Origin of the sequence: Vibrio eleionomae (assembly GCF_009874545.1) — a bacterium.
Classification (GTDB): domain Bacteria; phylum Pseudomonadota; class Gammaproteobacteria; order Enterobacterales; family Vibrionaceae; genus Vibrio; species Vibrio nitrifigilis.
In genome coordinates, this window is record NZ_WEKT01000001.1 from 154406 (window position 1) to 179172 (window position 24767).

Below are 24767 nucleotides of genomic sequence, written 5' to 3' on the forward strand. Positions count from 1 at the left end.
TTTATCAAATACAGTTCAAAGAACTATTATTTGTTAGCGTTACGCTCTTTAACTTCTGCGATAACTTTTTCAGCAACGTTTGCTGGACAAGCTGCGTAGTGATCGAATTCCATAGAGAATTGACCACGGCCAGAAGTGATAGTACGTAGGTGACCGATGTAGCCGAACATTTCAGATAGTGGAACGTCTGCTTTAATACGAACACCAGTCGCGCCAGCTTCTTGGTTTTTGATCATACCACGACGACGGTTCAAGTCACCGATTACATCACCAACGTTATCTTCAGGAGAGAATACGTCAACGTGCATGATTGGCTCTAGAAGCTGAGGACCTGCTTTAGGCATAGACTGACGGAATGCACCTTTCGCTGCGATTTCGTAAGCGATTGCTGAAGAGTCAACTGCGTGGAAACCACCGTCGAACAGTTCAACTTCAACGTCTAGTACAGGGAAGCCTGCTAGAGGGCCTTCAAGCATCATGCTGCCGAAGCCTTTCTCAACTGCTGGCCAGAATTCTTTCGGTACGTTACCACCAACAACTGTTGAAGAGAACGAGAAGCCAGAGTTTTGCTCACCTGGTTTGATACGGTAGTCAATTTTCGCGAACTGACCTGAACCACCAGACTGTTTCTTATGCGTGTAGCTATCTTCAACAGGTTGAGTGATAGTTTCACGGTAAGCAACTTGTGGAGCACCCACTTCTAGTTCAACGCCGTAAGTACGTTTAAGGATGTCCACTTTGATGTCTAGGTGAAGTTCACCCATACCTTTCAGGATAGTTTCACCTGAATCTTCATCAGTCTCAACTTGGAATGATGGATCTTCTGCAACCATTTTACCGATCGCGATACCCATTTTCTCAGTTGAACCTTTGTCTTTAGGTTTCACTGCGATTGAGATTACTGGAGTTGGGAATACCATTGGCTCCAAAGTAACTTTATCTTTAGGATCACATAGAGTGTGACCAGTTTGAACGTTCTTCATACCAACGATAGCGATGATGTCGCCCGCTTGAGCAGTAGTCAGTTCTTTACGATCGTCAGCTTGCATTTCAACCATACGACCAACACGTTCAGTTTTACCAGTAAACGCGTTAAGGACGGTGTCGCCTTTGTTCAATTTACCAGAGTAAATACGAACGAAAGTTAGTGCGCCGAAACGGTCATCCATGATTTTGAATGCTAGCGCTTTGAATGTTTCGTCAGCAGAAACGATAGCGTGTTCGCCAGTTTCGTTGCCTTCTTCATCCATTAGCGGCTGTGGCTCAACTTCAGTTGGAGCTGGTAGGTAATCGACAACAGCGTCAAGTACTAGTTGAACACCTTTGTTTTTGAACGCAGAACCACAGTAAGTTGGGAAGAACGCTAGGTCACGAGTACCTTTACGGATACAACGTTTGATGTCTTCGATTGAAGGCTCTTCGCCATCCATGTAAGCCATCATTAGTTCGTCGTCTTGCTCAACTGCAGTTTCGATTAGCTCTTCACGGTATTGCTCAACGTCATCTACCATGTCAGCTGGAACTTCTTTGATTTCGTAGTTTTCAGGAAGACCAGTGTCATCCCATACGAACGCTTGGCGGCTAAGAACGTCAACAACACCCACGAAATCTTCTTCGATACCGATAGGTAGAGTCATTACTAGTGGAGTTGCAGCAAGAACGTTTTTAACTTGGTCAACAACGCGGTAGAAGTCTGCACCCATACGGTCCAGTTTGTTCACGAAGATGATACGTGATACTTCTGATTCGTTAGCGTAGCGCCAGTTAGTTTCAGATTGAGGTTCTACACCACCTGAACCACAGAATACACCGATACCACCGTCTAGAACTTTTAGAGAACGGTAAACTTCTACTGTGAAGTCAACGTGTCCTGGGGTGTCGATAACGTTTAAACGGTGACCTTTCCAGAAACATGATACTGCCGCAGATTGGATAGTAATACCACGTTCAGCTTCCTGTTCCATGAAGTCGGTAGTTGATTCACCGTCATGAACTTCACCAGTTTTGTGGATCATACCAGTTAGCTTTAGGATACGCTCAGTAGTGGTAGTTTTACCCGCATCAACGTGCGCGAAAATACCAATGTTTCTGTATTTCGATAAATCAGTAGTCATTGTCTTACTCTGTTAATAAGGTATAAAGTGCGCGCAGAGTATACCATAATCTATCTAGACTGATAGTCCTGCGTGCATATTCAAATAAAAAATTTACTGCTTGCGTTTTTAACCACTTGTTAAGAGTGCGAATAAGCATTTGAACATTTTATTACACCCTTAATAAGTCACTATTTTATATATAAAAATAAGTCCTATTTTATCGAACTCCATGACTAACTAACATGTTCCTTTACAAGCAGAACTTCAGCCAAGAATTATAGCTAATAACAAGATAGCCGCCATATTTGGCGGCTAGTTTTATGCATTTTCTTAGTGAAGGCACATACTATCTAAAGTTCATCAAAGGCTTCAATGGCTTCTGATAATTTTTTTACACCATGTATCTGCATACCTTCAATACCATGTTTAGGCATATTAGCAGCAGGAACAATTGCTTTGCGAAAGCCATGCTTAAACGCTTCATTCAGTCGTTCTTGCCCGCTCGGTACCGGACGAATCTCTCCAGCCAAGCCAACTTCACCAAACACGACCACATCTTTAGGAATACTACGATCTCGAAAACTCGACAATAACGCGATCACCAACGCTAAGTCGGCGCTGGTTTCGGTTACCTTTACCCCACCTACCACATTAACAAATACATCTTGGTCCGCCATTTGGAGTCCGCCATGCTTATGTAAAACCGCCAATAATAAAGAAAGGCGATTCTGTTCAAGACCAACCGCCACTCGGCGCGGGTTCGCCAATTGTGAATAGTCGACTAAGGCTTGAATTTCCACCAGCAAAGGGCGAGTTCCTTCCCACACCACCATCACAGAGCTGCCAGACGTTTCTTCTTCGCCACGAGATAGGAATATTGCAGAAGGGTTTTTTACCTCACGTAAACCCTGCCCTGTCATCGCGAACACACCAAGTTCGTTCACGGCACCAAAGCGGTTTTTATGACTACGTAAGGTACGAAAACGTGTGTCAGTACTGCCATCAAGTAACACTGAGCAATCAATAATGTGCTCAAGCACTTTAGGACCTGCCAAAGTGCCATCTTTGGTCACGTGACCAACAATAAAGACAGCGACATTATTTTGCTTTGCATAACGCGTTAATGCCGTCGCAGATTCCCTTACCTGCGAGACACTACCTGGTGAAGACTGAACATCAGAAACGTGCATCACTTGAATCGAATCAATCACCATTATTTTGGGTTGTTCTTTTTCTGCTATCTGACAAATCTTATCGACGTTCGTTTCCGAGAGCATTTTCAAATGCTCTTTGGGTAAACCTAAACGAGATGCTCGCATTGCCACCTGTTGCAGTGATTCTTCACCCGTGACATAAAGTGTTGGCATTTGTGATGACAAAAAACACATGGTTTGTAACAGTAATGTCGATTTACCTGCGCCAGGGTTACCGCCAATTAAGACAGCCGCGCCAGGCACAATCCCGCCACCGAGCACTCGATCGAATTCTTTAAAACCACTAGTAAAGCGCGGTACATCTTCTAAATCAATTTCCGACAGAATTTGAACTTTGGACTCACTGGCTCCAGCATAGCCACTCAAGCGTTCATTGCGAGCAACTTGTGGAGAGGCAGCTAAACGAACCTCTGTTATGGTATTCCAAGCACCACAAGCACTGCATTGTCCCTGCCAACGTGGAAAATCAGCCCCACATTCATTACACACATAAGCACGTTTTGCTTTAGCCATGAAACCTCAATAATTCTATTCAAAAAATGACAATTCTAGTCTAATCACCAATAATATACTTATTGCGTTATTAAGATGCGAGAATCAAAGTACCTTTGGACCAGTATATTTACAAAAATGGGCGATTTAATAGCCGCTGATTACAAGATGGATCGCGGAAAGACCGTTGTATCTAAAGATATAATGAAAACTGCCGATATTTTATTCAAACTATAACTCTGAAAGATATGTATGCAGCAATCAGACATTCTCTCCCTCGCTGAGCGGTTGATCCCCGCTTATCACTCAGGTGATTTAGATTATCTTCTTGATCAAATAACTCAAGGGGAAGGACCTTCCGCGAAGTTACTTGTGAAAATGGAACTAAATCGCATTATGGCCCCGTGTTCAAAGACCATCGATCTACGAGGCCGTGTCAGTGGAGATTGTCGAGAATACGAATTAGATGGAATTAAACATTGGTTCGATGATGTTGCGTTCAATGCCTACCATAAAAACATTCGTAAATATGGTGCTTATACAGAAGGTGTTTGGTCAGCGCTAAACAATACTCGCAATAACTTTCGTGTGATGCAAAAACATGGTGATAATCCCAAAGATTCGGAAACACAAAAGCCGTTATTTGAAGCTGAGCCGATTAAACTTGGCTACGATCTAAAGCGGGCAGAAAATCGTCTACGTATTAGCACGCAAATACAAATACACCTCAATAATAAACAGCAAATCATTCATGGGTTAAGTGTTGATTTATCAAGCTCAGGAGCTCGCCTAAAAGTACCGTCTTTTTTTGACTATAAATTAGGCGACACCATCACCATAAAATTTGTTGAGCTATTAAAAGATCATGACATCACAGAATTAGAGCAAGGTGTTGAGTATCGTATTCTCGCCGTTGATGACTCTTATGATAATGATGCGGTTAAGTTTCTGCGTGTTCTTAGACTAACAAAAACTGACGCGGTGGAACGAGTGATCGTTGAATCACTCAACTCAACTCGTAAAAAAGCCAAACATGATAATCAAGATAAAATAATTCGCGCTCGAACAAGGGCTTATGAGCATGCCTATTTAAAACACAGCTGCTCTCTCCCCTTGTTCTTCAGTGGTGATGAATTAAAACTGGTGCTGATTACTGAAAACAATTATCCACTTTGGCAGTATTGGCATGATGAACGCAACCAACAAGCACTAGGCACCCTTTTTAATAAAAGCAGAATGGAAAACTTGGTGCGGCCGGGTTTGCATGACAGCAACAATGTCCTTTATTCGTTTAAACACGAATACCAAGATAAAACTTTATTCTTTTCTATGATGATGCCAGAAGCAACGCCCGATCAGAGAAAGCTGTTTTGGCATATCGGTGCAAAACGAGATAGCTGGAAAGTCTTTCGTCTCTATGTATTTGAGCTATCAAAAGAAGAAAGAACACTTTTGGCAAGTCATAGCGATGAGCTTGCCCAACGATCTCGTAATCTTACTCACTACGGTGTATTGCAAGAGATCAGCGATATTGAGTCAGCTAAAGATTACTTATTTGTCGACAAACCGAATTTAACCTCAAAAGCCATTAACGAATTCTGCCATCCGAGAAAAGTCAAAGGAATGCCAATGAGTGTTTACTTTGATGCATTGTGTCGCCGGAAAGAACCTCGCTATCAATTTCAGACACCGCTCGATCTGGTAGACAATGAATCAGGAAAACACACTGGCTATACCGTCGATATATCGAAGCGTGGGTTAAGCATTATTGTCGAGGAGCCACTGAATTTACGGGTACAAGATATTGTTACTATCGATTTCAAAGAACTGAAACTGTATGACAAAACTCTGCCCTTAGACAAAGTGCCCTATCAGGTTATACGCGTTAGCCCTGAAGGACGACGTATTCAACTGATGTTGGAAGAGAATTCCCACACAATGAAGGTCATTGCTTTCTTTAGTAGTGTCATAAATCACAATCATCACAAATTAATTGAGAAGCCAGAACTTCTTCCATCACCACAATTACTAGAGAGTTTGCATAATATCTTGCTAGATAGGATGGTAAGTTCGCCGGTTTTTGTTGATAAAAGCTCACGTAACTTACGCCCTAAAATTGTTGGGGTGAACTTTCCGCTTCCCAAGCATATCGAGTTTTTATCTAAATTAGGCCAAGAAGGGAAACTCTCTTTAGACCCAATTTATAAAGGGCATACTAGCTCTTTATTAGCCAATCCGATGAAGAGAATTGAAGGCGTAGAACCGCAATTTAACGAAATATACATTTCTATACTTAAGTTTGGTTCACGCGTTAATTCGATAGAAACGCGCCTACGCAGCGATTTCACCAGTGCGCAGGAACGAATTGAGTTTTTGAAGAATGCCCAGAACATGGGCGAATTATTTATACTCCGCTTAGCATCTGCGCCGATATTTGATGCGTTCACTAAGCTTTCCGGTTCTGATCTTGATGAGCTCGCTCAAGTCAGTATTCCTAGTGCTGCTAGCATTGAAAAAGAAATTGGCGCGCTCGCGGGATACAGTGAAATCATTAACATCACAGATGAAGTTTTAGGGCGATTACAACTGATATAAGCAATTCATTTGGCCCATAATCTCTGAATCATTTTGAGGATGATTCAGAGATTCAATACTTAAAGTGACTATGGTTTTGCAACCCAAGAGAGCTTCTGCTGTTTCACTAAACCTGCCGATAAAATACATAACACCCCACCAAGGCCAATGTATTTTACTGAGGTTTGTGCCATCGCCTGCACTTTCGGTTTAGCATGATAAGCAATACCAAGCCCTGCAGCCCCCATCATCACAAGATCATTTGCACCATCACCAATCGCTACGGTGTTATGCGCTTCAATTTCATATTTTTCTGCCAGATCATTAAGAATATCAGCTTTCGTTTGGGCCGACACGACACCACCAAGCACTTTTCCAGTTAACTTGCCATCAACAATGTCTAAAACATTGGATTGTGCATGATCAAGCCCTAAGCGCTGCTTAAGATGATCAGAGAAGTAAGTAAACCCGCCAGATGCAATAGCAGTTTTCCAGCCAAATTGCTGCAGCGTCGTCACCATTTCACCAAGATCTGGCATAAATGGTAGACCTTCTCGTACCGTATCAAGAATACTTTGGTCAGCACCTTGGAGTTTGCCAACTCTCTGACGCAAACTTTGCTCGAAATCGAGTTCTCCTTGCATCGCACGTTCTGTCACAGCCGATACCTCAGCACCCACACCAGCTAATTTCGCAATTTCATCAATACATTCAATTTGAATAGCCGTTGAGTCCATATCCATCACAATCAATCCCGGTTGGTTCAAATCCGGAACATCATGAATGCGGGCGTACTCCAAATTCAATTCATCGAGAACGCGGGCCTTTCTATCGCTTAAAGTCCCAGCCATTAACGCAACTTCATAATGACCGACTTGCCATACTTCGAGAATGGCATTGTGCTCTCGAGTATAAAAATCGATATCAATAAAATGTTCGGGCGCCAAATGCTCACCAAACACAATCCAGTTCGCGTTTTTTCGCTCAATTTGCGCAGCAAAACGAGTCTCTGGAAAACGTTGAGTTAAAGATGGGTGTTTTTTTATCGGTAAAGTCTTAAAAGCGTCCATGTATACTATCCTTTATTGGGAGAACAGAACGTTACCCTATTGCAATTTAAAAACGCAAGTCCCAATATGGGCGAACTCTTAATTTTTTGATTAGGTGAAAAGCTTTATGAATGGCTCACTATTCTCTTTTCGCGTGGTGATTCGAGTGCTGGCTGTTGTTCTGGTAGCCGTGATGTTTATTGTAACCATCACTAACAGCGTCATTATCAGCAAAGGAAATGAGCGCATCCAAGCCAACCAATTAGAAACTTTGACCAAGGTTCTAATCACCCAAGCAGCAATGACCGCTAGTGATATGATAGCGGATCAAGACCAAGAACGCCTACTGGGGTTAACTAATCAGCTTGCCAAAGATCGGCTTGTCTTTGATGCCACAATTTATGATGCAGAGGGAGTTAAGCTTGCTTCCAGCGATAACGCGATGAGTGTTCGTGAAGTGCTTGGTTTAGACACACCGCTTCATACAGCCAGCATCGGGCGTCAACAATTGGTTGAGCCAGTTATGCATGATGGCGATATCATTGGTTTTGTTCGGATTACATTTGAAACTGGTAAAGTAACGGCAATTTCCGACCATCACTACCGCAAAAGCGATCGTTATATGTATTTAATGATTTTGATGAGCTTTATTAGTGGTGTACTCATTACACTATTACTGCGCAACCGCTCTAAGAGAATTCATCGCGGACAAAACTTATTGCTGCGTAATGCCTCTCAACAATGAACCACAAATAAACAAGCCTCGAAGTCAATACTCCGAGGCTTTCATTTATCTTAATCGTATCTCTAATACCCAAATAACCTATCATTTGGGTATATACCCAAATGACCTCGAGATGCAGGATTCAGAGCTTCATCAACGAGCCTAGGTCAAGCTCAATCACGGCAGGAATGGTCATTCCCTTTTAACGTGATTGGGCGTAGAAATAGGTTTGTTGATGAGCTCCCAAAGGGCGAGTTTTATTCGCTCCTAGGCTGTGTTACAATACCGTATTTATCCATAACATCAAACATGTCTGGATCTGGCGTGTAGAACAACTCCGCTGAGAACAAGTTACCTACTTTTACTTTAGTGCCACGAGCTTTTGCCGCTTCTTCTGCTGCGCGTACCATTTTGTAGTCTGCAATAGCTGCAAAATCATGACCTTTGAAACGGATACGGTTTACTTTGGAATCTGTACAAGCGCCCATACCAATCACAACATCACGCACTTTAATATCAGTACTTACTGCACCACAACTACCAACACGGATAATTTTCTTCACGCCGTAGTCTTTCACAAGCTCAGTTGCGTAGATAGAACATGAAGGAATGCCCATACCATGGCCCATTACAGAGATTTTGCGACCTTTGTAAGTGCCTGTGAAACCGAACATATTACGTACATCACAAACTTGAACCACATCTTCTAAAAAAGTTTCCGCAATGTATTTTGCTCGCAAAGGGTCGCCCGGCATAAGAACGACATCTGCAAAATCACCCATTTCAGCATTAATATGTGGAGTTGCCATTGTTTGTATCCTTTAAAATTAATTAGTTGGCTAAGTCCAACACTCAGTATAAGACTTAGCCCTATTCACGTTGTTAACGTCATAAACACATAGTACGTGCTTAATGACTATAAAAAGCTTTGCCCAAACTCCATTGGCGTCAGAGCAAAATAGTCTGCTAAAGATTGGCCTATATCGGCAAATGTATCGCGTTGTCCTAAGGATCCTGGTGTGACCTTATCGCCGTAGACTAAAACGGGAATATGCTCACGAGTATGATCGCTCCCAGGCCAAGTAGGATCACATCCATGATCAGCGGTCAAAATCAGCACATCCTCGGGTTGCATTAACGACAGCAACTCTGGTAACCGTTGATCAAAATATTCAAGTGCTGCGGCGTAACCAGCAACATCGCGACGGTGACCATACGCAGAATCAAAATCGACAAAATTAGTAAAGACAATACTGTTGTCTTGCGCCAACTTTACTTGATCTAATGTCGCTTCAAACAAAGCGGGAATACCGGTTGCTTTCACTTTTTGTGTAATTCCACAGTGAGCATAGATATCCGCAATTTTACCAATTGATATGACTTGGCCTTGGCGCTCCTCCACCAGTTTCTGTAACACTGTCGCTGACGGTGGCTCTACTGATAAATCGCGGCGATTTCCTGTTCGTTCAAACTCACCTGACTTAGGCCCAATAAAAGGACGAGCAATCACGCGACCAATATTGTAATCAGCAAGCTCTTCGCGAACGATATGGCAAAGTTCCATTAAGCGCTCTAAGCCATATGTCTCTTCATGGCAGGCAATCTGAAATACTGAATCAGCCGACGTGTAAAAGATAGGTTTACCTGACACCATATGCTCTTCACCCAAATCATCTAAAACTTGAGTCCCCGAAGCATGGCAGTTTCCTAAATATCCCGGTAAATTTGCTCGAGCAACGATACGATCTAAAAGCTCTTGGGGAAAACTTTCAGTTTTATCCGTAAAATATCCCCAATCAAATAATACCGGAACACCAGCAATTTCCCAGTGACCTGATGGCGTATCTTTCCCCGAAGAAAGCTCCGCTGCGTGACCATAAGCACCAATAATATCCACTTGTTCATTTAATCCATGAGCATATCTTCCGGTTGATTCTTGGTGCGCACGCCCCAAACCTAGACGAGATAGATGAGGCAGTTTTAACACGCCACTGCGCACCGCATTATCAGCGTTACCGGCTGCACATTGTTCAGCGATATGCCCTAGCGTATCCGCGCCGACATCACCGAAATCCTTCGCATCGGCAGTTGCGCCGATACCGAAAGAATCTAAAACTAAAATAATGGCTCTTTTCATTATGATTATTTCTTAGTTCAATCCTTGTGCTATTGCACATAACGATAAATAACAGGGCTCGCATGGTATTGTTCACCAATGCAGATAGCTTGACGCAAATTCTGAGCCGCTATTTGCCACTCTTGTTCATTACGCGCATGCAATATAGCAAGTGGAACTTTTGGTGAAGCAACGTCTCCGAGCTGAATAAACTGATCAAACCCAACTGAATAGTCGATAACATCATCAGCGACACGACGACCACCACCGAGACCAACGACAGCCATACCGATCGCTCGGGTATCCATTGCCGTTACCACACCAGATTTCTCGGCATAGACGGGTTTTATCACCTGAGCCCGTGGTAAATACTGATCATAGTGCTCGACAAAGTCGGCCGGTCCACCGAGTCCTTCAACCATTAGACTAAAGCGTTTAGCCGCTTCACCACTGGCAAGGGATGCCGACAATTTGTCCATCGCATGCTTTTTATCTATCGCGAGACCACCAAGGACAAGCAATTCACTAGCCAGTGCCATCACCACTTGTTTGAGTCTTGAGTTCTGTTGCTCACCAGTCAAAAACCGAACGGCTTCGGCGACTTCTAAGCTGTTTCCCGCTGAAGAAGCGAGTACCTGATTCATATCAGTTAACAGTGCACTGGTACGAGTTCCAGCACCATTGGCAACACTCACGATAGAGTTAGCCAATTCTTCTGACAATGCATCCGTCGGCATAAAAGCACCTGAGCCAACTTTGACATCCATGACCAGCGCATCAAGCCCTGCGGCTAGCTTTTTCGACAAAATCGATGAGGTAATCATCGACATATTTTCAACCGTTGCTGTGACATCGCGTACGGCATAAATGCGTTTATCTGCTGGAGCAAGATCATGGCTCTGACCGATAATGGCGACACCAGCCTGCTGCGTCACTCGAGCAAAAGTGTCGCGATCAACCATGACGGTATAACCCGGTATTGCTTCCAATTTATCAAGAGTGCCACCAGTATGACCTAAACCACGACCAGAGATCATAGGTACATAACCACCACAAGCCGCCACCATAGGCCCTAGGATCAATGAAGTCACATCGCCAACCCCTCCTGTTGAATGTTTATCCAACACAGGGCCATCAAACTTCATATCACTCCAATCAATCACCATACCTGAGTCACGCATGGCACAAGTAAGTGCAATCCGCTCAGGCATAGTCATTTCTTGAAAATAGACAGCCATTGCAAAGGCCGCAATTTGGCTATCAGACACAGTTTGTGCCGCTACACCTTGAATGAAAAATTGAATTTCGTCATCCGTAAGAACGTCACCATCGCGCTTTTTACGGATAATTTCTTGAATCAAATACATGACTGTTCCTTAATCCACATGCTGTTATCAGCGGAGCATTACCAGCTCCGCTTTTATCTGGAATTAATAAGCAGTAGGGTCAGCTTTTTGATCAGAAACATCCAAGGTGTTTAATAAGTTAGTTAATAGGCTTGAAGCACCAAATCGATAGTGGCGACTATCAACCCAGTCACCGCCCAAAATATCATCAGCCATCGCTAGATATAGCGCTGCATCTTCAGCAGTGCGTACACCACCAGCTGGTTTAAAGCCCACTTTATCGGCCACCCCCATATCGCGAATCACTTCTAGCATCATGCGCGCTGAATCAGGGGTCGCATTCACTGGCACTTTACCCGTAGAGGTTTTAATGAAATCAGCCCCCGCTTCAATCGCAATTTTTGATGCTTGCTTAATCAGGGACTCTTCCTTTAATTCACCCGTTTCAATGATGACTTTAAGTAGCACATTCGCGCCACATGCCGCTTTACATTGCTTAACCAGTTCAAACCCACAAGTTTCATCACCTGCGATTAGAGTTCGGTATGGAAATACAACATCGACTTCATCCGCGCCGTACGCAACAGCAGCTCTGGTCTCAGCAACCGCAATATCAATATCGTCATTACCATGTGGAAAATTTGTCACAGTAGCAATACGAATCTCCGGTGTGCCTTGCTCTTTTAGCGTCTTCTTAGCAATAGGAATAAAGCGAGGATAAATACAAATTGCAGCAGTGTTACCTACAGGACTTTTGGCGTCATGACATAACTGAATCACTTTAGCGTCAGTATCGTCGTCATTTAGCGTCGTTAAATCCATTAGTTTTAGTGCACGTAAAGCTGCCGCTTTTAAATCGCTCATTTCTTTCTCCAATCAAAATATTCAAACGGTGTGATCCGTAAGGAAATAGAGCACACCAATGAACGGACTTGGTTCCTTGAAGACTCAGCAGAATACACTGCTAATCGCTATCCATAGCGCCGCACAGGACCCAGAGGTCATTCGGTAAAAATAACAAGAGCTATCATACGCTCTCATAGGGTTACATGTGTCACTGTGTTATCGCCAACCCTAGCCTGATTTACGTCAAATCCATAGTGAGGTCCTCAACGCAAACGGTTTGTATCTCAAAACCGAAGCCATACCAGCGATAATCACCCTCCCACAAAACAAAAAACCCCGCAGCAAGTGGCTTGCTACGGGGTTCGTATTAATGGCGTCTATAAATCTATAACTCAGATATTAGAGTGATAAGAAGAAGCCAGCGATGGTCGCAGCCATCAAGTTCGATAACGTACCAGCTGCTACAGCACGCATACCGAAACGAGCGATATCATGACGACGGTTAGGAGCCAAAGGACCTAAACCACCAAGTAGAATCGCTACAGAAGAAAGGTTCGCAAAACCACATAGAGCAAATGAGATAATTGCTTGTGTTTTTTCAGTCATCGGTAGACCCGTTGAAGCAACAACATGGTGAGCCGCATCTTTAACGTAAGGAACAAAATCTAGGTAAGCAACGAATTCGTTGACTACGATTTTTTGACCGATGAATGAACCAGCAATGTTAGCTTCGCTCCAAGGCACACCAATTAAGAATGCAACAGGCGAGAAAATCCAACCAAGAATCAATTGTAAAGATAGGTTACCGTAACCAAACCAATCACCCACACCGCCAAGGATACCGTTGACCAAAGCAATCAAACCTACGAATGCAAGAAGCATTGCGCCGATGTTTAGAGCAAGTTGTAAACCAGTTGCGGCACCGCTTGCTGCTGCATCGATCAAGTTAGCAGGTTTATCTTCTTGATCGGCAAGGCCTTCTTCTAAGATATTTTCATTTGGTTTTTCAGTTTCAGGCTTGATGATTTTTGCAAACAATAAACCACCAGGAGCCGCCATGAATGATGCTGCAACCAAGTATTCAAGTGGAACACCCATTGAAGAGTAACCAGCAAGAACACCACCAGCAACAGAAGCAAGACCGCCACACATTACAGCAAACAGCTCTGATTGAGTCATACGTGAAATAAACGGACGAACAACAAGAGGCGCTTCAGTTTGACCAACAAAGATGTTTGCCGCTGCTGAAAGTGATTCTGCACGAGAAGTACCTAATGCTTTTTGTAAGCCACCGCCAAGAATGCGTATAACCCACTGCATTACACCTAAATAGTACAATACCGAAATCAGCGCAGAGAAGAAGATAACCGTTGGAAGCACTTGGAATGCGAAGATGAAACCAATGCCATCAACAGAAAAGTTAACTAAGCTTCCAAATAAGAAGCTGATACCATCTTTACCGTAATCGATAACGTGTTGAACACCGGCTGAGAATCCAGCGAGCACGTCGCGACCCCATGGTACGTATAAAACGAAACCACCGATAATAAATTGGACGGCAAATGCACCACCCACCGTTCTAAAATTGATAGCTTTGCGGTTATCCGATAACAATACTGCAAAAGCAAGAATTGCTACCATACCGACTAGGCTCATAAACAGGCTCATAGTTTATGACTTCCTTACTGGTTAAATGTTGGCGTGTTTGGACACTGGATTAATTTCGGGGCGGATTATACGCACGACATAAGCAAAAGTAATGAGCTGCTCACGCTTTTATGAACAGATTTATTAACGTACATTTACAATTGAGACTTTTATCACATCATAAGTGCTAATTACACCAGCAAAACACCTCAAACAAACAAATAATTAACAATTATAAAACATAATATTCTTTAATCTAGCAACCGTTTGCGAGTATAAAATAGCAACCAATTTAATACCATTACCGACAAAATCTCGACTTTTACCTTACTTTTCTCATTCATTTTATTAATCCTACCAGAAGTAAAAGCGAGGCCTATATCACATAGGTTGGCACGGTATTTTCATAGCATCTCATGAAAATGATGATGTGGGTTAAGAAAAAGCAATGAGCATATGTCTTGATACGTGGTTAATTTTTCTGAGAAAAACTAGGTTCAAACCATTAAATATCAATACATTACATTGATTTATTTAGCTTAAAATCTGATTTAAAAGCCTCTTTTTTGTTTCACGAGGTTATATCGCACTTGCTCCGTGATGATTGCATCATGGAGGAATTGTGTTGCGCACTTTTTTGGGGAGTTCGCCTCAAATTAGTGCAAAAAAACGTTTGCACTGAGTTTAGTAAGCAATATCACAGCTTAAATTCGGTCCGGATCATAAAAAGTAAAATTCATTACATTTTCGCAACATAACGTCGAAAATTCCGGTGAAAATTTGGACCTTCTTGTGAAGTAATCCACTTTTTTTTTCTTAGCAAACGATAAACTGAGTCGCTATTTGTGTAGCTAATTTGACTCATTTTGTGCCTTATGATTCTGGTTTCTTGACCTTAATGATATGGCATCATTTAACTTTCCATGTGTTTTCAATAAGGATTGAAGACATAGACAGTGGCATTGCAACGTAGGGATTTCATTGTGAAAAAGTCCATTTTAAAACTCACCACTTTGGCGCTAGCCGTCACTTCTTGTCATGTTCTTGCAGCCGTAAAACCTGCAGTTATTTATGATACAACCGGTAAATTTGATAAATCGTTCAACGAAGCGGTTTACCAAAATGGTGTCAAACCAATGAATGCCGAAGGTAATAAAGTTCGTGAATTTGAACCACAAAACGAAGCTCAACGCGAACAAGGTTTACGTAAACTTGCAAGCCGCGGCTTTTCTCCAATTGTTGCTGTTGGCTTCAATATGGTATCCGCAGTGACTAAAGTGGCTGATGAATTTCCGAAAACACACTTTGTGGTATTAGACTCAACGATCAAAAAGCCCAATGTTCAATCGGTCGTATTTAAAGAGCACGAAGGTTCATTTCTAGTTGGTGCGATCGCGGCTAAATACTCGAAAACAGGTGTCGTGGGTTTTATCGGTGGTATGGATATCCCTCTGATTCGTAAATTCGAATGTGGTTACGAGCAAGGTGCAAAATACGTTAATCCTAAAATTACCGTATTACAAAACATGACCGGCTCTACTGGCGCAGCATTTAATGACCCAGCTAAAGGATCTGAATTGGCAAAAACTCAGTTCTCTAAGGGTGCTGATGTTATTTATGCAGCAGCAGGTGGTACAGGGCTAGGTGTTTACCAAGCTGCTGTCGATGCAGGTAAATATGCTATTGGTGTGGACTCAAACCAAAACCACCTTCATCCAGGAACAATGCTAACATCTATGGTGAAAAACGTAGGTCAAGCAGCATACAACAGCTGGCATGAAGACATGAATGGCACTTGGAAACCAGGCATCAAAGTTCTTGGTTTAGAAGACAATGCATTGAGTTATGCTGTTGATAAATACAATGAAAAACTTATCACTCCAGAACTCAAAAAATACATCGATGGTCTAAAAGCTGACATTATTGCAGGAAAAATCAAAGTACATGACTATACAGTGGACAACACTTGTAAATACTAAGCTTTTGATTTGAATAGATCTTACCTTACGCCGCTGTCTACAGCGGCGTTCTGCTATACACAATTTAACAAAAAGATAGCGAAGGTAAGTTACATCTTTTTTTCTTTGTTCAGGAAGTTATCTCGTGACTCAAGCTCAAAATTACGCAATCGAGCTGAAGAAAATTGATAAACGTTTTGGTGCAGTACACGCTAACAATAATATCGATTTACAAGTTCCTTCAGGTACCATTCACGGCATTATCGGAGAAAATGGTGCCGGTAAATCCACATTGATGAGCATTATTTACGGCTTCTATCAACCTGACTCAGGTGTCATGAAAGTCTCAGGTGCTCCATATCATCCAACCAATTCCCAAGAAGCCATTGCAGCAGGTATTGGTATGGTCCACCAGCACTTTATGTTAGTGGACACTTTCACTGCTTTGGAAAATATTGTTCTTGGTGCTGAATCAAGCTGGAAACTAACCGAAAGCTTGTCTTCTGCGCGTAAAAAATTGCAGAAGCTTGCCTCGACCTACGGATTAGAGGTGCCTCTAGATGAGCTAGTGGGCGATCTACCCGTTGGCATTCAACAACGTGTAGAGATCCTTAAAGCACTGTACCGTAATGCCAACATCCTCATTCTTGATGAACCAACAGGCGTACTGACTCCTCAAGAAGCTGATCACTTGTTTGCTATTTTGGATAAGCTACGTAGCCAAGGCACCACGGTTATCGTGATCACACATAAACTCCGCGAAGTCCTTGCGATTACGGATAATATTTCGGTAATGCGTCAAGGACAGATGGTTGAACATCTTGCGACCAATACAACCAATAAAGAAGAGTTAGCCGAGTTGATGGTGGGCCGTAAGGTTCGTTTAAAAGTCGATAAATCAGCGGCTAAACCAGCCCAGGAATTGGTCAAAGTACGTGATCTCAACTACGTTGACGAATCGGGTGTGACTCGCGTTAGCAACGTAAACTTTTCAATTCGAGCCGGTGAAGTTGTTGGTGTTGCTGGAGTGTCAGGTAACGGCCAGTCAGAACTATTAGCTCTTTTATCTGGAATGATGGCACCAAGCTCAGGTCACATTGATTTAAATGGAAACACAATTGATGCAGACCACACAACTAACCCGCTGAAGGTTCGGGCGATGGGTGTAGGACATATTCCCGAAGACCGTCACAAGCAAGGTCTAATCAATAAGTTTGATGCGAAAGAAGCCTATATTCTTGGTTACCACACCCAACCAAAATACAACAAAGGCTTACTACAAAATAAGAAAGCCATCGATAAATACTGCCTCGACAGTATGAACAAATGGGATGTGCGCCCTAATGACATCAATCTAAAAACAGCCAATTTCTCTGGTGGTAACCAGCAAAAGCTTGTCATTGCTCGTGAGATGGAAGAAAACCCTGATGTGTTACTCATCGGCCAACCAACGCGAGGGGTTGATATTGGTGCCATTGAATATATCCACCAGCAAATTATTGCCAGTCGCGATGCAGGAAAAGCCGTGCTTTTGGTTTCGGTAGAATTGGATGAAATCATAGCCCTCGCTGACCGTATTTTAGTCATGTTCGATGGCAAAATCGTGGGCGAAGTTTCCTGTGACCAAGCTGATGAGAAAACATTAGGCTTAATGATGGCGAACATCGTCCCTGATCATATTAAATCACACCAAGGAGAAAACGCATGAGCCAGGCAAAAGTTCCAGCTTGGGTAACCATTGGTGTACTCCCTGCACTTAACGTGCTAGTCGCTTTTATTATTTCAGCTTTTCTATTTATGTATATTGGCATCAGCCCCATTGATGCTATCAAAACCATGTGGACCGGTGCTTTTGGCTATTCGGACGGTTTCGGCTATACCCTTTACTACACCACTGGATTTATTTTTACCGGTTTAGCTGTTGCTGTCGCTTACCACGCAGGTCTATTCAATATTGGGGTTGAAGGCCAATCCTATATTGGTGGATTAGGCGTGGGGCTTGTCTGTTTATCCTTAGGTGATGTTGCTCCTTGGTATGTCGTTTTTCCTGTTGCTGTTATCGCAGGTGGTCTATTCGGTGCCGCTTGGGCATTAATTCCCGCCTATTTGCAGGCAAAACGCGGGTCACACATAGTCATCACCACCATCATGTTCAACTTTATAGCCTCATCGGTCATGGCCTACTTGTTGGTGCATACGCTAAAACCTGAAGGTTCAATGGCTACGGAAACTCGCGTTTTCGCTGAACAAAGTTGGCTGCCACAAATGCATCAAATTATGGCTTTCTTTGGGGTTGATATGGCGCAAAATCCACTGAATATCAGTTTTATTTTTGCGATTTTATGTTGTGTCTTCGTTTGGCTATTGATCTGGCATACCCGTTGGGGTTATGAAATTCGCTCAATCGGCTCTAATCCATCTGCAGCTTCGTATGCAGGGATCAATTACGTAAAGGTCGTTGTCATTACTATGTTGGTTTCCGGCATGCTGGCCGGTTTCTTTGGCGTCAACGTACTTCAAGGTGAACTGCACCAAGTAAAACTTAACTTTGTTGAAGGTTTTGGCTTTACAGGGATTGCAATTGCTTTAATGGGCCGTAACCACCCTGTGGGAGTATTCCTTGCGAGTTTGCTGTTTGGCTTCCTATACCAAGGAGGAGCCGAACTAAGCTTCGATTATGGTGTCGACCGTAACATCGTTGTCGTATTACAAGGATTGGTGATCCTTTTCTCTGGTGCTTTAGAGCACATGTTTAAACCTTCCTTAGAGCGCTTCTACTTACGTGTAATACACCGACTTGAGCGTCAATCTGCCAAAGGAGAAGCATAATGTTTGAGACTATAATTCAAATGCTCGACTCCACTGTACGTATGGCAACCCCACTGATTCTTGCCTCTTTGGCAGGTATGTTCAGTGAACGTTCCGGGGTCGTAAACATCGCGTTAGAAGGTAAACTCCTTGCAGCAGCATTTGCTGGCGCAGCAGTGGCTTACCTGTCAGGTTCTGCATGGCTTGGGCTTGGTGCCGGTATTTTAATCTCTATTTTACTATCGATGGTGCATGGTTTTGCATCCATCACTCACCGCGGAGACCAAGTTGTCAGTGGTATGGCCATTAATATTTTGGCTGCTGGTTTAACGGTCACTTTGGGGCGCTACTGGTTCCACCAAGGCGGACAAACACCGGCACTGTCTGGAGACGGTCGTTTTGCACCGATTCACCTGCCTGGCGCAGACGCCATTCATTCAATTCCATTCATTGGGCCTATCTACTCAGATCTTCTCAGTGGGCACTCATTGATTGAATACCTCGCGTTCGCTATGGTGCCACTTTCTTGGTTTATTCTATTTAGAACTCGTTTTGGCTTGCGTCTACGAGCAGTGGGAGAATCGCCATCAGCCGTGGATACCGCGGGCATTTCTGTCGTACGAATGCGTTACAGCGCCTTGGTCATTTGTGGCATTTTAGTCGGTATGGGTGGCGTATATTTATCGGTAGGACAAACCGCGCAGTTCATCCCTAATATGAGTGCGGGCAAGGGCTACATGGCTCTAGCTGCATTGATTTTCGGTAAATGGAAACCTAAAAATGCCATGTTTGCCTGTTTACTATTTGGCTTTTTAGATGCATTAGCCATTCGTCTGCAAGGGGTAACCGTTGACGGGTTCACCATCCCGGTTCAAGCGATTGAAGCTCTACCGTATGTGCTAACCGTATTCTTACTTGCTGGATTTATCGGTAAGGCAATCGCACCTAAATCAGTGGGTGTACCTTACACCAAAGAGCGTGAATAACGACAACGCTATACTTTAAGGGCTGCAATCGCAGCCCTTTTTGTCAGTCTCTATTTACGCAAATGGAACAACGATAAACTATTTTGCCAGAGCTGCTGCTCAAGCATACTCGGCTCATCACCTCGTAGGTCGGCTAACGTCGTCAGCACAATAGGCAAACGCGCTGGAGTATTAGGCTGACCTTGAAATCCATTGAGCGGCATATCTGGCGCATCGGTTTCTAGAACTAATGCGTCAATGGGCAAAGCTGCAATCGCTGTACGCGTTTTATTGGCTCGAGGGTAAGTAATACTTCCCCCTACCCCAATTTTAAACCCCATATCAATAAACTGACGCGCTTGCTGCTCACTACCAGTAAAACCATGTAATACACCACCTAAATTAAAATGATGCTGCTTCAATAGCTGCAATATGCGGTGATGCGTTTTGCGACTGTGTAATACTATCGGCAAATGATGCTCTAGCGCTAAGCCAATTTGGGCAACAAAAACCCTTTCCTGAACCTCTTGCGAAACAGAAATCATCGCATCTAGGCCACACTCCCCAACGGCAACAACCTGGCGAGTCTTTTTATTCAATTGTTCAGATAGTGTTTGTAAATCCAAGGTAGGTACTTCATCAGATAAAAAATAGGGATGAAGACCCAAAGCATAGAAAATATTCTGAGGATATTGCTGAGCAAGGTTTTTAACTAAAGACCAGCTAGAACGAGTGGTCGTTGGGACCATAAATCGCTCCACACCGGTCTCTAAAGAGACCTTAATCGTCTCTTTATGCGGCTGCAGTGCAGCAAAGTCTAAATGACAGTGAGTATCAAATAGTGCCAATGATTATTGCTCTTCGCGTTTAAACACTAGCTCTGTTGCCGTTGATTCGGCAGGAACATAGTAATAACCCGCAGTATCAAAATTTTGCAACTCTTGCACTGATTCAATTTTGTTTTCGATAATGTAGCGAGCCATCATACCGCGCGCTTTTTTCGCATAAAAACTGATGACCTTATATTGCCCATTTTTACAATCTTTAAATACAGGCGTTACTACATCTCCTGCCACAGCTTTAGGTTTTACCGCCTTAAAATATTCGTTAGAAGCCAGATTAATTAGTACTTCCTCATCTTGTTCTTTTAAGGTCTGGTTAATTTTATCAGTGATGATATTTCCCCAGAACTGATACAAGTTTGTGCCTCTAGGATTGGCTAATTTAGTCCCCATTTCCAAACGATATGGCTGCATTAAATCCAATGGTTTGAGTAAACCATACAGCCCAGATAACATGCGCAGATGATTTTGCGCATACTCAAGATCGTCTTCACTTAACGATTCGGCATCAAGACCTGTATACACATCGCCTTTAAAAGCGAAAATAGCTTGGCGAGAATTGTCGAAATCAAACTGAGTGCTCCACTGAGCAAAACGAGCCACATTGAGCCCCGCGATCTTGTCGCTTACCTTCATTAATTGAGCAATGTCTTGCGGTGAAAGCTTTTTGCACACATCAATCAGTTCTGCAGAGTGTTCGATAAATTCAGGCAAAGTATGACGCTCCGTTGGTAATGGCGAGTCATAATCTAATGTCTTAGCGGGTGAAACGACAATCAGCATAACAGGTATCCTAAAGTTATTAGTTGAGCATATTTTTGTATCCAAGTGACTGACATTTTAGTTACCTAAAAGCCCAAGTAACTTGGTTTATGTTTTATCTAGAATACAAAAAAAGCCATGCACTGTCTGCATGGCTTTTTCTATCTTTGCTATGGGCTTAACCAATCATAGCAAGATACGTAATACTAAAAAGAACTACGCTTTTTTATTTTGATCCCAAATACCTTCTTCAAGCTGTGCTTTTAGCTCTGGGTAATCGTTCACATCGAAAGTAGGCAATTTACCTGCTTTTAACTGCTGGTTGTAATCTTTGGTCAGCTTAACCACGATTCCGGACAACAATATAATCGCAACTAAGTTAACAATCGCCATTAGTCCCATAGAAACATCAGCCATTGACCATACCGTTGGTAAGTTCGCCAATGAACCAAACATAACCATACCTAGGAAGATGATACGGAACAGAATCAATCCTTTCTTATTACGTTGCTCTAAGAAGATAAGGTTCGTTTCAGCATATGAGTAGTTTGCAATAATTGAAGTAAATGCAAAGAAGAAGATAGCCAATGCGATAAAGGTTCCGCCCCAGCCACCGACTTGTGCGCTTAATGCGCGTTGAGTCAGTTCAATACCTGTTATTTCGCTGTGTGGTACATACTCACCAGACATCAAGATAATCGCCACTGTTGCTGAACAGATAACGATAGTATCGGTAAATACACCAAGCATCTGTACATAACCTTGAGAAGCCGGGTGTGGTGGGTAAGGTGTTGCTGTTGCCGCCGCGTTTGGCGCAGAACCCATACCACCTTCGTTTGAGAACAAACCACGTTTTACACCGTTGATCATTGCTTGAGCAATGGCGTAACCCACACCACCAGCGGCAGCTTGTTGGAAACCAAAAGCACTCTTAATAATCAGAGCAATAATGTCTGGTAGTTTCTCAATGTTAGAGAACATCACAAACAGAGCGATAGCTAAATAAGCCAGCGCCATGAATGGAACGATAATCTCTGCTGTGCGAGCAATTTTACGAATACCGCCAAAGATAACGAAACCCGCTAGGATAACGATACCGATACCGATGAACTTCTCATCAATATGGAATGCAGTGTGAATCGCATTGGTAATAGAGTTTGCTTGAACTGCGTTGAAAACAAGACCAAATGCGATCAGTAGAAAGATAGAGAAGATAACCCCCATCCAACGCATACCTAAGCCTTTTTCCATATAGTAAGCAGGACCGCCACGGAATGCGCCTGACTTATCGCGAGTTTTGTATAACTGAGCAAGCGTACTTTCAGCATATGCCGTAGCCATGCCCAGCATTGCAGTTACCCACATCCAAAAAATAGCACCAGGGCCACCCGCAGTTAATGCAACGGCAACGCCAGCCATATTACCAGTACCGACACGCGCAGCTAGGCTTGTACAAAGCGCTTGAAAAGATGAGATGCCTGAGCTGTCGTCTTTGCGGCTGTTCTTCAATACAGAGAACATGTGCCCAAAATGGCGAACTTGGATAAAACCAAGACGTATGGTGAAATAAATACCAACACCAACAAGTAAATATACAAGAATCGACCCCCAAAGCAGGTCGTTCAATAAATTAATTAAATCTGTCACAAGGAACCTCTCGTAGAGTTTTGACTAGTGCTCCGATGTAAAAAATCTGAGCATATCAAACGTACTTCGCACAAGGCGATTGTAGGAAGTTAAGCACGTACGTTTAGTTGTCCTAAGGCAGATGAATCCTTTCATTAATATCCAGCACATAGATTGACGGCGGGATAATGCAGACTCGAAGCGAAAAAATCAATAGCAAATCATATGCATAAAGATGTTATTTTTTACTATATAATCACCTAATATTAACAGTTCATTAGTCATTAGACGCACAAATAAGAAACATAAACCCACAAAACACGCAACATACTAGTATAAAATATCACCACATAGAGTAATCCATTACAAANTGTTACACTAAAAATGGATAATTTTTTAGATAAAAAATTTAAAAAAAGCGCGTTTGAACAAAAAACAAACAGGAATAAAAATTAGCTCTATTTTCTCAACAGTAATTTAACAAGCAGTTTTTTATCATTTAATCGTTTGCGTCATTTAATTGATGCTTTTTTAACCACCACTAAAGTGGTAAAAATGTGAATCTGACTCCAAATAACAAAAAACTTTAATTATAGCGTAACAAATGAGAAACAAATCATAGATACGCTCGCTGTTGCGTGGTAAATAAATCCACTCAAGGATTGAAGTACTTTGGCATTTATTAATGAACAACCACTCAGATGAGGCTTGCTTATGGATGATATGCATTTAGTGGAACTGTTAGAAAACGAAATTAATAAAATTCGCGCTGCCCGTGCAGCCAAACCGGGTAAAAGAATGTGGAGAGAAATCGAAGCGCTAAGGGACAAACGACAGCTAGAGAGGGAACTAATGGAAATGGATGCCTGCTTAGATATTAGTGACATTCAACAAATTTAGAATTAGTAAAAAAGAGGCATCCAAGTGATGCCTCTTTTATTTACGATGACTTAAATTAATGGTACTCAAGATCAGTGGCTCTGACTAACTGGGCTATCTGTTTATAACGGTCTGCGATCGTCTCACCAAACAAAGGATCCGATTCATTTTGACTCCACATCGATTCAACAGTCTGCCAATCTTCTGCTGAAAAGGTCTGATTAATCTTTGGTAGCACCGATTGTTCTTCTAAATCCAGATGCTGTTTCTGAGCCACAATAAACCCTTCTAATTGTTTGAGAAAAACATCTTGAGGCACAATCGCATCTTGAAGGATCATCTCAACTAAATTAAGAAACTCGTGAGTTTTCTCGGCTAAAGAGAGATGCTCTTTCTCCAAATTCGCCATGTTTTCATCTACACCGTATTTATCAATGTAATAACGATAAATAATGTCCTCTTTAGGGTGGTGTATTGCTTCTGAATGCGTCGCTAAGTAATCAACGATCTCTTTTACCAGACTATAGCTAATTCCTTGCTCTGCTCGTAACTCTTCAAATTTATGGCGTAGAATAGCGAGTAATCGAACCATATAACCATGTTCACGTCTAATCCGCTCAATCATCATAGTGCCGCTCCTTATATGCCCAAATGACCTCATAGGGGAAACAACCTGCATACCGCTATAACTTAATTATCACTACAACTAATAGAAGTGTAACCTCTGTTAGGCAATGTCACTTGGGTATATATCTACTTTAAGTGTATAAAACTCACTTTGTAGACACTTTGACTACGGTCGAATATTTAATATCAACCATAA

Annotated in this window: 18 protein-coding genes and 1 pseudogene; 7 read left to right on the forward strand and 12 right to left on the reverse strand. The window is 42.6% G+C overall.

Translation table 11 applies throughout. The features are described from left to right. Positions 1-26: 26 nt before the first annotated feature. Positions 27-2114: an elongation factor G gene (gene fusA, locus F9817_RS00775; RefSeq protein WP_161153048.1), complete on the reverse strand. Its 2088-nt coding sequence runs from the start codon at positions 2112-2114 to the stop codon at positions 27-29. 332 nt (positions 2115-2446) lie between these two features. Then, entirely contained in the window at positions 2447-3823 is a 1377-nt protein-coding gene (gene radA, locus F9817_RS00780; protein WP_161153049.1) for a DNA repair protein RadA, read from the reverse strand. Between the two features lie 231 nt (positions 3824-4054). Here radA and F9817_RS00785 point away from each other — a divergent pair, with 231 nt between their 5' ends. Then, positions 4055-6397, forward strand: coding sequence for a PilZ domain-containing protein (locus F9817_RS00785; protein WP_161153050.1), 2343 nt, complete (start codon positions 4055-4057; stop codon positions 6395-6397). Positions 6398-6465: 68 nt separating this feature from the next. On the opposite strand, the gene serB is transcribed toward F9817_RS00785, so the two are convergent. Beyond that, positions 6466-7446 carry a phosphoserine phosphatase gene (serB, locus tag F9817_RS00790; RefSeq protein ID WP_161153051.1) on the reverse strand — a complete coding sequence of 327 codons (981 nt, stop codon included), beginning with the start codon at positions 7444-7446 and terminating at the stop codon, positions 6466-6468. 106 nt (positions 7447-7552) lie between these two features. Here serB and F9817_RS00795 point away from each other — a divergent pair, with 106 nt between their 5' ends. Beyond that, positions 7553-8170 (forward strand): YtjB family periplasmic protein, encoded by a 618-nt coding sequence (locus F9817_RS00795; protein WP_161153052.1) that lies wholly within the window; start codon positions 7553-7555, stop codon positions 8168-8170. 257 nt (positions 8171-8427) lie between these two features. Here the strand turns inward: F9817_RS00795 and deoD are convergent. From deoD to F9817_RS00820, 5 genes and pseudogenes are all read right to left on the reverse strand, one after another. After that, a pseudogene (gene deoD, locus F9817_RS00800) lies at positions 8428-8958 on the reverse strand (purine-nucleoside phosphorylase); the annotation flags it as partial. 107 nt (positions 8959-9065) lie between these two features. Further along, the gene (locus F9817_RS00805) at positions 9066-10286 is read right to left on the reverse strand and encodes a phosphopentomutase (protein ID WP_161153053.1); all 1221 of its coding nucleotides are present in this window, start codon (positions 10284-10286) and stop codon (positions 9066-9068) included. A gap of 29 nt (positions 10287-10315) precedes the next feature. After that, positions 10316-11632, reverse strand: a complete 1317-nt coding sequence (gene deoA, locus F9817_RS00810; protein ID WP_161153054.1) for a thymidine phosphorylase — start codon at positions 11630-11632, stop codon at positions 10316-10318. A gap of 63 nt (positions 11633-11695) precedes the next feature. Next, positions 11696-12475 carry a deoxyribose-phosphate aldolase gene (gene deoC / locus F9817_RS00815; protein ID WP_161153055.1) on the reverse strand — a complete coding sequence of 260 codons (780 nt, stop codon included), beginning with the start codon at positions 12473-12475 and terminating at the stop codon, positions 11696-11698. A gap of 381 nt (positions 12476-12856) precedes the next feature. Next, the gene (locus F9817_RS00820; protein ID WP_161153056.1) at positions 12857-14125 is read right to left on the reverse strand and encodes a NupC/NupG family nucleoside CNT transporter; all 1269 of its coding nucleotides are present in this window, start codon (positions 14123-14125) and stop codon (positions 12857-12859) included. 962 nt (positions 14126-15087) lie between these two features. On the opposite strand from F9817_RS00820, the gene F9817_RS00825 reads away from it, so the two are divergent. The 4 genes from F9817_RS00825 to F9817_RS00840 all read left to right on the forward strand — a co-directional run bounded on the left by F9817_RS00825 (position 15088) and on the right by F9817_RS00840 (position 19856). Next, the gene (locus F9817_RS00825) at positions 15088-16083 is read left to right on the forward strand and encodes a BMP family lipoprotein (protein WP_329604795.1); all 996 of its coding nucleotides are present in this window, start codon (positions 15088-15090) and stop codon (positions 16081-16083) included. A gap of 124 nt (positions 16084-16207) precedes the next feature. Continuing rightward, positions 16208-17770 carry an ABC transporter ATP-binding protein gene (locus F9817_RS00830; protein ID WP_161153057.1) on the forward strand — a complete coding sequence of 521 codons (1563 nt, stop codon included), beginning with the start codon at positions 16208-16210 and terminating at the stop codon, positions 17768-17770. Beyond that, on the forward strand, positions 17767-18891 hold the full coding sequence (locus F9817_RS00835; protein WP_161153058.1) for an ABC transporter permease: 1125 nt from the start codon (positions 17767-17769) through the stop codon (positions 18889-18891). The genes F9817_RS00830 and F9817_RS00835 overlap by 4 nt, the downstream gene beginning before the upstream one ends. Further along, on the forward strand, positions 18891-19856 hold the full coding sequence (locus tag F9817_RS00840; protein ID WP_161153059.1) for an ABC transporter permease: 966 nt from the start codon (positions 18891-18893) through the stop codon (positions 19854-19856). Before F9817_RS00835 ends, F9817_RS00840 begins: the two co-directional genes overlap by 1 nt. Before the next feature lie 50 nt (positions 19857-19906). Here the strand turns inward: F9817_RS00840 and F9817_RS00845 are convergent, their stop codons facing one another. The 3 genes from F9817_RS00845 to F9817_RS00855 all read right to left on the reverse strand — a co-directional run bounded on the left by F9817_RS00845 (position 19907) and on the right by F9817_RS00855 (position 23086). Continuing rightward, entirely contained in the window at positions 19907-20683 is a 777-nt protein-coding gene (locus F9817_RS00845) for a TatD family hydrolase (protein WP_161153060.1), read from the reverse strand. Between the two features lie 3 nt (positions 20684-20686). Continuing rightward, positions 20687-21460, reverse strand: coding sequence for a peroxide stress protein YaaA (gene yaaA, locus F9817_RS00850; RefSeq protein ID WP_161153061.1), 774 nt, complete (start codon positions 21458-21460; stop codon positions 20687-20689). 195 nt (positions 21461-21655) lie between these two features. Next, positions 21656-23086 carry an amino acid carrier protein gene (locus F9817_RS00855; protein WP_161153062.1) on the reverse strand — a complete coding sequence of 477 codons (1431 nt, stop codon included), beginning with the start codon at positions 23084-23086 and terminating at the stop codon, positions 21656-21658. A 693-nt stretch (positions 23087-23779) separates the two neighbouring features. Between F9817_RS00855 and F9817_RS00860 the strand changes: the two genes are divergently transcribed. Further along, positions 23780-23965: a DUF3545 family protein gene (locus F9817_RS00860; RefSeq protein WP_161153063.1), complete on the forward strand. Its 186-nt coding sequence runs from the start codon at positions 23780-23782 to the stop codon at positions 23963-23965. 55 nt (positions 23966-24020) lie between these two features. On the opposite strand, the gene F9817_RS00865 is transcribed toward F9817_RS00860, so the two are convergent. Then, entirely contained in the window at positions 24021-24572 is a 552-nt protein-coding gene (locus F9817_RS00865) for a hemerythrin domain-containing protein (RefSeq protein ID WP_161153064.1), read from the reverse strand. Positions 24573-24767: the final 195 nt, after the last annotated feature.